Origin of the sequence: Halomonas sp. McD50-4, assembly GCF_022348135.1 — a bacterium.
Classification (GTDB): domain Bacteria; phylum Pseudomonadota; class Gammaproteobacteria; order Pseudomonadales; family Halomonadaceae; genus Vreelandella; species Vreelandella piezotolerans.
In genome coordinates, this window is sequence record NZ_JAKRFG010000008.1 from 104,267 (window position 1) to 117,817 (window position 13,551).

The following is a 13,551-nucleotide window of genomic DNA, read 5'->3' on the forward strand; positions in this document are numbered from 1 at the left end:
GCCGCGCGCACCTCTTGCTTAGCGAGTACGCAGGTGGCGTGCCACCACCTGCTGACCGCATTGGTAACTTCCGTTCATCGCGCCGAGCGCGCACTGAAGCGTCAGCTCGGCGATGCGGTCGTAATCTTGCAGTGCCGAATTGACCGGCTGGGGTAGAAAATCCAACAGGCGATGATCGCCGAAGGTGGCTAACCGAAGTGTCCTCGGCATCCCACCTCGAGCCAGCAGCTCATCGAAGACGCCCTCCATGAGTGCGTAAGAGGCGGTGACCAGCGCATCCACCTCGCCCGCCGCAAACGCTTGCTGCGCCAGCGCCACGCCCACATCCCGCTCGTAACGCTCGCCGCTGAAGGTGGTCGCCTCAACCCCCTGGTCTTCCAAGGCGGCAAAGAAACCCGCACGGCGCTCACGGCTCACCGAGAGCTCGGGCATAGCATCCAACCAGGCAATGCGACGCGTTGACCCCTCCATCACCGAGCGCGTCAGCGCGTAAGCCGCCTCTTGGTCATTGCTCACCACGCTGGCAAAACGCTCGGGTGTCAGGCCACGGTCCATCCCAACGACGCTCCAGCCTTCGTCGGCCAAATCCGTATAAAAAGTGTCGCTCTCTGGCAGACAGCTGGCGGTAATCAGCACCTCACAGCGCTGGGCGCGCAGCGCCAAGGCCAGCGCGCGCTCACTATCCGCGCAGTCATCGGAACTCACCACCAGCAGCTGGTAGCCGCGTTCGCGGGCACCGCGCTCCAGGCGCTTGGCAAGGCGCGCATAGCTGATGTTCTCTAAATCCGGCACGATCAAACCAATCAAACGGCTCGCGCCACGGCGCAGCGCGGCAGCTTGAGGATCGATGTGATAGCGGTGCTGACGCACCACGGCCATCACTTTATCGATGGTGGCCGGGCTAATACGCCGCTGTTCGGCCTGGCCGTTGATTACATAGCTTGCCGTGGTGCGCGAAACCCCGGCAAGCCGGGCAATATCGGCAAGTGTCATGCTGGTTTCTCCCTAGATGAAGACGGCAGTTTAGCAGCCGTTTTACCCTCTTCAGACCAAAGTCTTAAAAGACAACCCTTGTGTCGAAAAGTGAATCGATTCAGCATAGCCACTATACACAGGTGACACGATTCATCCAGTTAACCACAACGATCTACGACTAACGTTTTATGCGCGCACTTTCGCCGCCAATCGCAGACGTTGCCGTTGCCTGACCGCGTTTACAGGAGACCCCTATGTTGACACTCGGCCCCGATGACATCTTGCTCGACCGCCATGCGGACAACTGGCAAGCTGCGCTCGACAGCGCCGCCAACGCTCTGGCAGAGGCTGGCCTGGTGGCGGCCGAGTACCGCGATGGCCTCCACGCCCGCGAAGCGCAGTCCTCGACGTACTTAGGCAATGCCATTGCGATTCCCCACGGCACCCCGGAAAGCCGCCAACACGTCAAGCGTACCGGCGTGCGGGTGCTGCAGTTCCCTGAGGGGGTTCAGTGGCACGACGGCAACACCGTTCACGTACTGGTCACGATAGCGGCACAAAACGACGAACACCTGGATATTTTGCGCCAGCTAACCCACGTCCTCGACCGCGACGGCGTGGCAAGCGAGTTGGCTCGCGCCAGCTCCGCCGCCGATGTTGCACGCCTGCTCTCTAAGCCGTCACTAGCCCACCGCCTGGATGCCGATACGCTATGTATCAACTTCCCCGCCCGTGACCCGCAGGAGCTGGCCCTGGCGGCGGCTGCGCGGCTGCGTCAAAGCGGCTGCGTGGATAATGGCTTTATCGGTACCGTGGCGAGCGCCCAGCCCCAGTGGCTGGGCAAAGGCCTGTGGCTCTCGAGCAGCGCCCAAGGCGTAAACCAACCCGCGCTAGGCGTTGCCACCCCCGCCGATAGCACGCTCGAGCACCGCGGTCATCCGGTGCATGCGCTGTTCTGCCTCGCTGCCAGCGGTGACGCTCACCTGCCGCTGCTCGAACAGTTGATGGCGGTACTGGAAAACGGCGAAAGCGACAGCTTCTTAGGCAAAAACAGTGCTCAGCTACTGGCGGCACTGGCCGGTGAAACCGCCAGCACCCAAACCCGCCGGGTGCGCGTTCTGAACCCCCACGGCCTGCACGCTCGCCCGGCCAAACAGCTGGTACAGATCGCTCGTGCCCAGCCCATGCCCATCAACGTGCGCCTGGAAGAGGGCAGCGCCACTACCGTCTCCGCCGCAAGCTTGACCAAAGTGATTGGTTTGGGTGCGCGCCGCGGCCAGTGGCTGATTTTCTCCGCCGAGGGCGAACAGGCAAATGCCGCGTTAGACGCCATTGCCGCCGCCGTCGAGAGTGGCTTGGGTGAGAAAGTCACGCCCTTCGATGGCGGTCGCGACGCGGCCCCAGCCGCTAGCACCAGTAAGCCCGCCGTCGAACCACTCGCTGCCGATACGGCCCATTCCGGCGTTGCCGCCTCGCCCGGTTTGGCGATTGCCCCGGTGTTCGTCATTCGCCCGATGCAGTTCGACTATCCTGAGCACGCCAATCAGCCCGACGACGAGATCGCCCGCTTGGAAGCGGCCCTGAAAGAAGGCGCCACCCAGCTTCAGGCGCTGGTACATAAAGCGCCCGGCGGCGAAGTCGCGGACATTCTCTCCATGCATGAAGAGATGCTCGACGACCCCGAACTTCACCAGGCGGCCATCGACGCCATTCGTGAAGGCCGCTCGGCGGAAGCGGGCTGGTGGGAAGCCATCGACACCGCCGCCCACGCTCAAGAGATGCTGGCCGACCGACTGCTGGCCGAACGCGCCGCCGACCTTCGCGATGTCGGCCGCCGCGTGCTCGGCGTGCTTTGCGACGTCAGCCTGCCCGAGCCACCCGACCACCCCTATATCTTGGTCATGGACGATATCGGCCCCTCTGACGTGGCCCGCCTGGATACCTCCCGTGTGCGCGGCCTGCTGACCGTGCGCGGCGGTGCAACCGCCCACAGCGCTATTTTGGCCCGTGCGCTGGGCATTCCTGCTGTGGTCGGTGCCGGTGAAGCGGTGATGGCGCTGCATAACGGCGGCATGATGATTCTGGATGGCGAGCGCGGCCGCGTGACGTCGCAACCTTCCGAGGAGCGCCTGCGCCGCGCCGAACAGCAGCTGCTCGACCAGCAGCAGCGTGAAGCGGACGCCTGGGAGCTGCGCTTCGAGCAAGCGCAAACCCGCGACGGCCACAAGGTGGAAGTGGCTGCCAACCTCGGCAACACCGCCCACGCCGCCGATGCGGTCGAGCGCGGTGCGGAAGGGGTCGGCCTGCTGCGCACCGAGTTCCTGTTCATGGCCTACTCCAGCGCGCCGGATCTCGCCACGCAAATCGCCGAATACCGCGAAGCGACCGATGCCCTCGACGGCCGCCCGCTCGTCGCCCGCACCCTGGACGTGGGCGGCGACAAGCCGCTGCCTTATTGGCCAGTGCCCCAGGAAGACAACCCCTTCCTCGGCCTGCGAGGTATTCGCCTCGCGCTGACCCAGCCGGACGTGCTGGAAACCCAGATTCGCGCGCTGCTGATGGCCGCCGTCGGCAAACCGCTGCGCATCATGCTGCCGATGGTCAAAGACGTGGCCGAATTCCGCGCCGCGAAAGCGATCTATGACCGCCTGCTCACCGAGATCGCCCCCCAGCAGCGCGCCACCGACGTGCAGCTTGGCGTGATGATCGAGGTCCCATCGAGTGCCTTGTTAGCCCCGACGCTGGCCGCCGAAGTGGACTTCTTCTCGGTCGGCACCAACGATTTGACCCAGTACACACTGGCCATTGACCGCGGCCATCCAGAGCTCTCCGCTCAAGCTGATGGCCTGCATCCGGCGGTACTGCGCTTGATACAAATGACCGTAGAGGCCGCCCATGCACACGGTAAATGGGTCGGCGTGTGTGGTGAGCTAGCCTCCGACACCATGGCCGTGCCAGTGCTGGTGGGCCTGGGTGTCGATGAACTCTCGGTCAGCGCGCGTCAAATCCCGTTGGTCAAAGCTCGCCTGCGTGAATTCGACTTGCCAGATGCCCAGGCCACGGCGCAGCTCGCGCTCGGCAAGGCGACCAGCGACGAGGTACGCGACGCCCTGGAGGCCCGCTAATGGCACGAGTCGTCTGTATTACGCTCAACCCCGCGCTGGATCTCGCTTTCAATCTGGAGGCGCTGACGCTGGGACACGTCAACCGCCCCACCAGCGCGCAGCTAGAAGCGGCCGGTAAAGGCGTGAACGTCGCGCGGGTGTTGGCAAGTTTAGGTCACGAGGTGATCGTGAGCGGTTTTTTGGGCGAAGAGAACGATGCTCCGTTCAGCCTCGCCTTTCCCCGTTACGGCGTCATCGACGCCTTCGTGCGGGTGCCGGGCAGCACGCGCATTAACGCCAAACTTGCCGAGCAGAGCGGCCGCGTGACCGATATCAACGGCCCCGGCATGCCCATCGAAGCTGCCCACCTGGAGGCTTTACGCGCTGCGCTCGGCGGCTTGTTCGATGGTAGTGCGCCGCCCGAGGCCGTGGTGGTGGCGGGCAGCCTGCCTCCCGGTATCGATCAACCCGCGTTCGGCGAGCTGCTTGCCTTCTTGAAAGGTTTCGCAGTGCCGCTGTGGGTAGATACCAGCGGTCCGGCGCTGCTCACGGCGATTGCCGCGCAGCCTGCCGCAGTAAAGCCCAACGAAACCGAGCTGGCCGACTGGGCCGGTAGCACGCTCGATACCGACCAGCAGCGCCAAGCTGCCGCCGAACGGCTGCACGCCAGCGGTATCGAACACGCGCTGATTTCAGCAGGTGCCGAAGGCATTCTATGGGTGAGCCAGCACGGCACTTGGCAATCCACGCCGCCCACTGTCACCGCCACAAACACCGTTTGCGCGGGTGACACCTTTGTGGCGGGCATGCTGCATGGGCTGCTGAGCCAGCACACACCCGTCGATACGCTTCGTTTTGCGACGGCGCTTTCTGCCGAAGCGGTACGCCACGTCGGGGTGGGCACCCCCCACGCCGATGATTTCGACTCACTCCAACAACAGACCCGGGTACGGCGTCTTGACGACACCCACACCGAGGGAGCCACGCGATGAACCTCATTCTGATTACCGCCTGCCCCAGCGGCATGGCGACCACTTTCCTGGCCGCTAAGCGCCTAGAGCAAGCCGCCACGCGGCTAGGCTGGAACGTTCATGTGGAGATGCACGGCGAAATTGCGCCGCTGCAAGCCGCCAGCGCTGAACAGATCGCCAACGCCGATTTGATCGTCGTAGCTGCCGACCACGTGCCCGCCCCGGAGCGGTTCGAAGGCAAGCGGCTATTCCAGGCTCCTATTGCCAGCGCCCTGCCCGACCCCAGCGCCTTTTTAAGCCAAGCTAAGCGGGAAGCGCCGATCTACAGTGCCCCGGCAGCCACAGCGGCTGCCCCGACTAGCAGTGCGGGGGGTAAAAACATCGTTGCCGTCACCGCCTGCCCCACCGGCGTTGCGCACACCTTTATGGCCGCCGAAGCGCTCGCCGAAGCGGGCAAGGCCATGGGCCACCAGATCCGCGTCGAAACCCAAGGCTCGGTGGGCGCGCAGAACCAACTCACCGACGACGACATCGCCGCCGCCGATGTCGTCGTGCTGGCCTGCGATATCGAAGTCGACCCCTCGCGCTTTGCGGGTAAGCGAATTTACCGAACGTCGACCGGCAACGCGCTCAAAAAGCCGCGCCCGACCCTGGAGGCCGCCCTCACTGACGCTGCCGTGGAAGACGGCACCAGCACTGCTGGCAGCGCCACGGCCAAAAAAAGCATCAAAGAAAAAGGCATTTATAAGCACCTGCTGACTGGCGTGTCGTTCATGCTGCCCATGGTGGTCGCAGGCGGCCTGCTCATCGCCCTCTCGTTCGTGTTCGGTATCGAGGCCTTCCAGGAGGAAGGCACCCTGGCCGCCGCGCTAATGCAGATTGGTGGCGGCACGGCCTTCGCGCTAATGATTCCCGTTCTAGCGGGCTACATCGCCTATTCGATTGCCGACCGCCCCGGCATTGCCCCCGGCATGATTGGCGGCATGTTGGCCGCCGAGATTGGCTCCGGATTTATCGGCGGTATTCTGGCCGGTTTCCTGGCGGGCTATGTGGCACTCGCCGTCACGCGCTACGTGAAGCTGCCCTCCAGCGTCGAGTCGCTCAAACCGATTCTGATCATCCCGCTGATTGCCAGCTTGGTCACCGGCCTGACGATGATCTACGTGATTGGCGAGCCGGTGGCTGCCGTGCTGAGCGCGCTCACCAGCTTCTTGGAGTCCATGGGCTCGACGAATGCCGTGCTGCTGGGCATTCTGCTCGGCGCCATGATGTGCTTCGACCTGGGTGGCCCGGTCAACAAAGCGGCCTACACCTTTGGCGTCGGCCTGTTGGCCTCTGAAACCTACGGCCCGATGGCCGCGATCATGGCGGCAGGTATGGTGCCCGCCATTGGTATGGGCATTGCCAGCTTCGTGGCGCGCAACAAGTTCTCCGCCCCCGAGCGGGAAGCGGGTAAAGCCTCGTTCGTGCTGGGCCTATGCTTTATCAGTGAAGGCGCGATTCCCTTCGCTGCGAAAGACCCGCTGCGCGTGATTCCCGCCTGTATCGCCGGGGGCGCGGTCACGGGTGCGCTCTCCATGCTGGTGGGTGCCAAGCTGATGGCCCCCCATGGCGGTATCTTCGTGCTGCTGATTCCTAACGCCATTACTCCCGCTCTGCTTTACCTGGGCGCCATTGTGGTGGGCTCATTGATCACCGGCCTGGGCTACGCGTTTATCAAACGTGGCGCTGCCCAAGTAGCCGTTGCCAGCTAAAAGCGGCACACTAAGGGCGAGGCAATCTCGCCCTTTTGTTTTTTCAGTCAGCCGTTCAAGACGACCGCCACCCCGCTGTTTTATTAACCATTTTTCTTACCATTTATCGCTAACTGTTGTTCTCACGCGTGCAACATGTAGTATTTTTACATAAATAACAGCGACGCCAGGGGTCGGACACACCCCGTTAGCGATAACGATGTAAAAACAACAGGACCGCCCTTTATGTTTCAACTCACTCGCAGCGTTACTTGGCAGGCCCTAGAGCGCCTGCGCGATAAAACCGCCAATGACCGTATTCGTGACTACTTTACGAATGATCCGCAGCGCTTTGAAAAAATGAGCCTGCGCGTCGGCGGCCTCTTTTTGGATTACTCCAAGCATCAGGTATCGGACGAGGTGCTGGCCAAACTGATCGAGCTGGCCGACCACTCCGCCCTGGTGCAGCGCCGCGCCCAGATGTTCTCTGGCGACATTATCAACGTGACCGAGAACCGTCCGGTACTCCACACCGCCCTACGCCATTTGGGCGATGAGCCGGTGTATGTGGACGGCGAAGACGTGATGCCAGAAATCACCAGAACCCGTGAGCAGATCAAACTGTTCTCCGAAGCGGTGCGCAGCGGCGAGTGGAAAGGCTATAACGGCCAGCGCATCAAAGACGTGGTCAATATCGGCATTGGCGGTTCGGATCTCGGCCCCAACATGGCAGTGCGTGCGCTGTTGAAGTATCGCCACCCCGAGCTGCACTTCCACTTCGTGTCCAACGTGGACGGCACCCATATTCAAAAAGTGCTCTCACGACTCGACCCCGCCACCACACTGTTCATCGTCTCGACCAAGACCTTCTCCACCCAGGAAACCCTGCTCAACGCCAAGACTGCGCGGCGCTGGTTCCTGGAAAACGCGGGAGAAGACGCGGACGTGGGCGCGCACTTCATTGCCGCTTCCACCAACCGCAAAGCGGCCATGGAGTTCGGCATTCGCGAAGAGAACGTGTTCGAGTTTTGGGCCTGGGTGGGCGGACGTTACTCCATGTGGTCGTCCATTGGCCTACCCATTGCGCTCTCGATTGGCTTCGAAGGCTTTATCGAGCTGCTGGAAGGCGCCCATGAGATGGACCGCCACTTCATCGAAGCGCCTTTCGCTCAGAACATGCCGGTACTGATGGCGCTGATCGGCATTTGGTACATCAACTTCATTGGCGCGGAAACCCAGGCCATCGTGCCCTACGACCAAGCGCTGAACCAGTTGCCTTCTTTCCTGCAGCAGCTGGACATGGAGTCCAACGGTAAGTCGGTGGATATTTTCGGCCACCCGGTGAACTACAAAACCGGCCCGATTGTATGGGGCCAAACCGGCTCCAACGGCCAGCACGCCTTCTTCCAGCTGCTGCACCAGGGCACGCGCTATGTGCCCATCGATTTTATCGCTTCGCTCAAGCCGGAACCGGGCGTGGAAGACCACCACTTCGCCCTGCTGACCAATATGCTGGCCCAAGCCAACGCCTTTATGGAAGGCAGCCAAGGCGACAGCAAAGAGCTGAGCCAGCTCGATCCCTACAGCTGCCCCGGTAACCGCCCCTCCAGCACCCTGCTGCTCGACGAGCTAACGCCGAAAAACCTGGGCGCGCTGATTGCGCTCTACGAACATAAGGTGTTCGTACAGGGCGTGATTTGGAACATTAACTCGTTCGACCAGTGGGGCGTACAGCTAGGCAAGCGCATCGCCGGTGAAATCAGCGAGCGCATCGACGCCAACGCCGCCGACTTCGACGCGTCTACCCAAGGGCTTTTGGAGCTGGTGCGTGCCCACTTCCCCAGCAGCGCGCGCAAAGCCGATAGCGCCGAGCCCGCGAGCAGTGATAAAAAACCGGCGCGGAAAAAGCGTTAGGTTAAAAGGTAAGTCGACACAGCGCCTTGGCAAGCGGCCAGGGCGCTCTTAGGTCAACGCCTATGGAATGGCGCTCACCCGTCGAAAATCGGCGTGTCGTCTTAGCTTATTGAATAGTGTGAAAAGGTGAACCCATGCAGCATCTTCACCAAGCCATCCAGCGCTGCCCGCGAGTCGCGGTATACGGCACGTTAAAGCGCGGCCATCGCAATCATCATTGGTTAAACGGCGCTGACATGCTGGGCCACGACCGTTTAACGGGGATCACGCTTTACGATCTTGGCCCCTACCCAGGCGCCAAGCTCACGCCGTCTGCAGGTGTGAGCGTGGAAGTGTACGCCATCGACGCCGAGCGATTAGCGCGGCTCGATGAATTGGAAGATTACCTGCCCCTGGCCCCCACAGAAGGCGTATACGATCGGACGGTACTGGCAACACAGTATGGCGATGCCTGGTGCTATATCTACAACCCAACGGTTGAGGCGACGCGGCTGATCAAGAGCGGAGAGTGGTAGAACGACCTACAAAACGGCGAGCTAGGTAAGCGGGAAAGATGACGCACATGCACGACGTGCTCATCGCGGTGCCGCCAAACGGTCAGCAATCGCTGAATATTGGCTTCTGCTTGCGGGTTATTGCGCTCTCCCGCCTCCTCCGTCGCCATGCCTTGCTGCATGTCGATAATGATCAGCGCTACACGCTGATGCGTCGTCGCGGACATGCTTTCTCCCTGACGTCATCCCAGTAAGTCATCCTCTTCTTCCAAAATACCATCAGCGCTGTCGTGGCTGTACTGCCCGCTTGGTTGCGGTGCTGAGAAAACCTCATATACTGTATGCATGAACATATATTTCAATGCTACGTACGAGGTGGCAGATGACATCTTTGGACCTCTCTCGCACTACCGTGCATAAAGGGCGCGGTGCTACCTACGACCCGCATAACCGTTTTGCCCCTACCCACAGCGTGGCGGAGGATGACGGCTGGTGGCAGGAAGAGGCCGCCACCTCGCTGGCAACGGAAGTGCGTGAAGAGCCCAGCAAAAGCGCGCTCTCTTGGAACCAGTCGCCCGACCTGCCCTTCGACCGCTCGCTCAACCCTTACCGTGGCTGTGAGCATGGCTGCGTGTACTGCTACGCCCGCCCTTCCCACGCTTATTGGGATTTATCGCCGGGGCTGGATTTCGAGACCAAGCTGATCGCCCGCAGCGGGTTGGTGGAGCATTTAAAAGAGGAGCTTTGCCACCCTCACTACGTTTGCCGTCCCATTAACCTTTCTGGCAATACCGACTGCTACCAGCCGCTGGAAGCCACTTACCAAACCACGCGCCGCCTGCTGGAGTTTCTGCTGGCGTGCCGACACCCGGTCACGCTAGTGACGAAAAGCACGCTGATTTTGCGGGATATCGATCTACTGGCAGAAATGGCGGAGCATCGCTTGGTGCGGGTGTTCGTGAGTTTGACCAGCCTGGACGCTAACCTCAAGCGCACGCTGGAACCCCGTGCGGCATCGCCCCAGGCGCGTTTTAAAGTGATTCGTGAGCTTAATACAGCGGGAATTCCGGTGGGCACGCTGGTATCCCCCATCATTCCTGGCCTGACCGACCATGAGATCGAACGCATTCTGGAAGCCGCGAGCCGTGCCGGAGCACGCACTGCCACTTGGATGCTGCTGCGGCTACCCCACGAGGTCGCGCCGCTATTCGAGGCGTGGCTAGAGGCCCACTACCCCGAGCGCGCCGCTAAGGTAATGAGTTTGATGCGCCAGTGTCGGGGCGGTAAAACCTACGAGGCGGCCTTTGGGAAGCGCTTTCGAGGCGAAGGGGTATTCGCCGATTTGATTGCCCAGCGGTTTCAGCGTGCTAGCCGCCAGTGGAACATGCAGGCCCGCACCGATCAGGGGTTGAATACCCGTAATTTTCGTCCGCCCCGGGCGCAGGGGAATTTATTTGATTAGACTGCTGGAATACCCATCACTAAGAAGACGTTATCTCCATGTCGCTTAGCAAAACGAAATCCAGTTTTTACCGCCGCCTTTACGTGGCTCATTTGATCGAGCAAGGCGTGGCCAGCGTGCCCGCCCTGATGGAAGCCACCGGCATGCCCAGACGCACCGCACAGGACACCATTACATCGCTAGGGGAACTGGATATCGAGTGCGTGTTCGAAAAAAGCGACGGCGAACGCCACAACATTGGCCACTACACCATTAAACAGTGGGGAGCGATTGACCCGCAGTGGGTGACGTCGAATGCGGAGCGTTTGGGTCAGGCGCTGGGATATCGCTAGTCTTGCTAGGCTCTGACCATGCAAGTCGCGCTGCATTTAACGTCACGCTGAACGAGCTTGCCGCCATCGCCAGCACGGCGGCTAAGGGCGGAACCGCCATGATGATCACCAGCCCCAGCGCCAGCGTGTTATAGAGTGCCGAAAATACTAGGTTCTGCATCATGACTCGGCGTGTGCGCTTAGCCAACGAGAGTAAACACACTACACCACTCACCCCTGGCCGAAGCAGCTGCGCGGCGGCACCTTCACGGGCGGCGTCGCTGGCTTGCATGGGGACGACGCCTACCCCGGCTTCGGCAAGGCTCAAGGTATCGTTCACCCCGTCGCCCACATAGAGCGTGGGCGATGGCAGCGCTTTGAGCAGTGCCGCTTTGGCTTCCGGCGAACGCTGGGCGTAGCACGCATTGTTTGCTAACCCTACCTGCTGGCCAAGCCAGCCCACCGGGCCCTGGCGGTCGCCGCTGATCAGCGCCACGATGTACCCTGAGCGCTTTAATTCGGCAAGGCTCGCTGTCGCATCGCTCACCGGCTGGTCGGCACAGTAGAGCGTGGCGAGCCAACCATGGCTATCCGCCACGACTACCTGCGATGCAAAGGCGTTGTCAGGTTGATGAGCGCTATCTGGCAAGGGCGCGCCAAGCTGCTGCTCTATCCATACGGCGCTACCTAACCACCACTGCTCTTCGTTTTGAAACGTGACTTGCTGGCCTTTGCCGGGATGCTCCTCAATATGCAGAACGTTATGAAACACGTTGGACGGCGCCGCTGTTTCAACCGTGCTGGCCCAATCCCGCAATCCGCTGGCTAACGGGTGCTCGCTTTGACTGACGGCGCTGCTTAGCATCGCCCGAAACTGCGTGAGGTCTTCGCTTTGGCGCAGCGCGGCATTCACTACCTGATGCTGTCCAAGGGTGAGCGTGCCGGTTTTATCGAAGGCAATGCCGCGTACGTTGGCCAGCGTTTCAAAAGCAGAAGGGTCGCGCAGAGCAATGCCCTGTTGTAACGCCTGGCTGCTACCGGCGAGGCTTGCCAGCGGGACCGCCAACCCCACCGCGCAGGGACACGCCACTACTAAAACAGACAGCGCACGCACGGCTGCGTCTTCCAAACCAAGGCCCATCAGCAGCCCGAGCGGAAGTGTCAGCACAGCCAGCAGCAGCGCCACGGGGCTTAGCCATGAGGCAAAGCGGTCGGCCAGCTTGTGCAATTCGCCCTTTTTTGCCTGGGCGCGGCGCATTTGCTCGCACAGTTTATCCATCCGCCGCTGGCCGACGGTAGCAGTCACAATCACCTTCAAAGGCGCAGCGTTTAGCCTCGCCGCATAGCGGCAGCCCGCATAGACGCGCTGCCCGGCATGCAGATAACGGGGCACGCTTTCCCCGGTTAGCGTGGCGGTATCCAGCCAGCCGGGCGTGTCCAGCAGGCCATCCAAGGGCACCTGCTCACCAGGGGGTACTTCAATCACGGCTCCTATGGCGACTTCCCCAACGGGCTGCGTGTCGCGCTGCCCGCCTTGGCAAACTACGACATCAGCCTCCGGCAGCCTTAGTGCATCAAAGGCTTTGAGCCCCCGCTGCCTGCACAGGGTTTCGACCAGCCGGCCCACCAGAAGTAGCACGATGAGCATCACTGCGGTATCGAAATAGACCTCGGAAGAGCCGCGTAGGAGCAGCCCTACCGAGACCACCATGGCACCAAGCACCCCCAGGCTTACCAATACATCCATGCCGGGGCGCTGGGCCAATAGCGTGCGCCACCCCGCTCGATAAAACGGCAGACCGGAATAGACCACTACTGGCAGCGAGAAGGCACCGGCCACCCACGCGACGACCAGCTCTATGGCGGCATTAGGCAGCGCGCCCGCATAAATCAATAGCGACGCTAGCATGGTCCACATGCCCAATACCGCGCCCACGATAAGTCGCAACGATAAATAGCGGCTCTCTTTGGCAAGGCGCTGTTGAGCATCGTGCACAGGCTCCAACTCGCTTAGCCGATAGCCTAGCCGCGTCACCACGGGAGCTAACGCCGCCAACTGCGTTGCAGCGGGAGTGCCGTTTACCCATACCGTTGCGGTCGGATAATGAACGCTGGCCTGCACGACGCCTGGAAGGCGAGCTAATGCGCCCTCCACCGCCAGCGCACAGCTGGTGCACCACATACCGTGAAGCGTATAGAGCGGCGCCTCTTGCTTGGTAGCAACGTGTTCGGCCTCGGTTACAGGCAAGGCGGCACACCTATGATCGGCAGCCCCGCAAACGCCACCCCAAAGGCCGAGAACAGGTAGAGCCAACCGGATACCACCGCATGGAAGCGCTGTCGCCCCTGGTGCTGTTTGGCCGTGCGACAGCTCCCCCAGCCCAAGAGCACAAGCCCGGCGGCACAGATTAGGGTAAAACCGCCCAAACCTACGTTGAGGAGCGTTAGCGCTCCCGCCTCGGGCGGAGGGGGGGTGACCGCGCACGCCACGGAAAGGCCGCTATACACGGCCACGAACCAAACGCTCCAAAGCGTTAGCCCCACCGCCAAATGGATAGGATGAGTAAAGTTGAGTCGTTCCATCGCC

11 protein-coding genes are annotated in these 13,551 nt (G+C 61.6%); 7 read left to right on the top strand and 4 right to left on the bottom strand.

What is annotated here, in order from left to right:
- Positions 1–18: 18 nt before the first annotated feature.
- On the bottom strand, positions 19–993 hold the full coding sequence (gene cra, locus MHM85_RS11385; protein WP_239286046.1) for a catabolite repressor/activator: 975 nt from the start codon (positions 991–993) through the stop codon (positions 19–21).
- 236 nt (positions 994–1,229) lie between these two features.
- Here cra and ptsP point away from each other — a divergent pair, with 236 nt between their 5' ends.
- The 5 genes from ptsP to MHM85_RS11410 all read left to right on the top strand — a co-directional run bounded on the left by ptsP (position 1,230) and on the right by MHM85_RS11410 (position 9,212).
- Positions 1,230–4,100, top strand: coding sequence for a phosphoenolpyruvate--protein phosphotransferase (ptsP, locus tag MHM85_RS11390; protein ID WP_239286048.1), 2,871 nt, complete (start codon positions 1,230–1,232; stop codon positions 4,098–4,100).
- On the top strand, positions 4,100–5,071 hold the full coding sequence (pfkB, locus tag MHM85_RS11395) for a 1-phosphofructokinase (protein WP_153843955.1): 972 nt from the start codon (positions 4,100–4,102) through the stop codon (positions 5,069–5,071). The genes ptsP and pfkB overlap by 1 nt, the downstream gene beginning before the upstream one ends.
- Positions 5,068–6,804 (top strand): PTS fructose-like transporter subunit IIB, encoded by a 1,737-nt coding sequence (locus MHM85_RS11400; protein WP_153843954.1) that lies wholly within the window; start codon positions 5,068–5,070, stop codon positions 6,802–6,804. Before pfkB ends, MHM85_RS11400 begins: the two co-directional genes overlap by 4 nt.
- A 225-nt stretch (positions 6,805–7,029) precedes the next feature.
- Positions 7,030–8,697, top strand: a complete 1,668-nt coding sequence (pgi, locus tag MHM85_RS11405; RefSeq protein ID WP_239286050.1) for a glucose-6-phosphate isomerase — start codon at positions 7,030–7,032, stop codon at positions 8,695–8,697.
- Positions 8,698–8,831: 134 nt separating this feature from the next.
- Positions 8,832–9,212, top strand: a complete 381-nt coding sequence (locus tag MHM85_RS11410; RefSeq protein ID WP_239286052.1) for a gamma-glutamylcyclotransferase family protein — start codon at positions 8,832–8,834, stop codon at positions 9,210–9,212.
- Here MHM85_RS11410 and MHM85_RS11415 read toward each other — a convergent pair.
- On the bottom strand, positions 9,161–9,418 hold the full coding sequence (locus MHM85_RS11415; RefSeq protein ID WP_239286054.1) for an isochorismatase family protein: 258 nt from the start codon (positions 9,416–9,418) through the stop codon (positions 9,161–9,163). The two genes, MHM85_RS11410 and MHM85_RS11415, sit on opposite strands and share 52 nt — an antisense overlap.
- A 155-nt stretch (positions 9,419–9,573) precedes the next feature.
- On the opposite strand from MHM85_RS11415, the gene MHM85_RS11420 reads away from it, so the two are divergent.
- Together MHM85_RS11420 and MHM85_RS11425 are read left to right on the top strand one after the other, a co-directional pair.
- Entirely contained in the window at positions 9,574–10,653 is a 1,080-nt protein-coding gene (locus MHM85_RS11420; RefSeq protein WP_239286056.1) for a PA0069 family radical SAM protein, read from the top strand.
- A gap of 38 nt (positions 10,654–10,691) precedes the next feature.
- The gene (locus MHM85_RS11425; RefSeq protein ID WP_139528467.1) at positions 10,692–10,985 is read left to right on the top strand and encodes a winged helix-turn-helix domain-containing protein; all 294 of its coding nucleotides are present in this window, start codon (positions 10,692–10,694) and stop codon (positions 10,983–10,985) included.
- On the opposite strand, the gene MHM85_RS11430 is transcribed toward MHM85_RS11425, so the two are convergent.
- Positions 10,906–13,212 carry a cation-translocating P-type ATPase gene (locus MHM85_RS11430; protein WP_343218333.1) on the bottom strand — a complete coding sequence of 769 codons (2,307 nt, stop codon included), beginning with the start codon at positions 13,210–13,212 and terminating at the stop codon, positions 10,906–10,908. The two genes, MHM85_RS11425 and MHM85_RS11430, sit on opposite strands and share 80 nt — an antisense overlap.
- Positions 13,203–13,547 (bottom strand): hypothetical protein, encoded by a 345-nt coding sequence (locus tag MHM85_RS11435; protein WP_139528466.1) that lies wholly within the window; start codon positions 13,545–13,547, stop codon positions 13,203–13,205. Before MHM85_RS11435 ends, MHM85_RS11430 begins: the two co-directional genes overlap by 10 nt.
- Positions 13,548–13,551 lie beyond the last annotated feature (4 nt).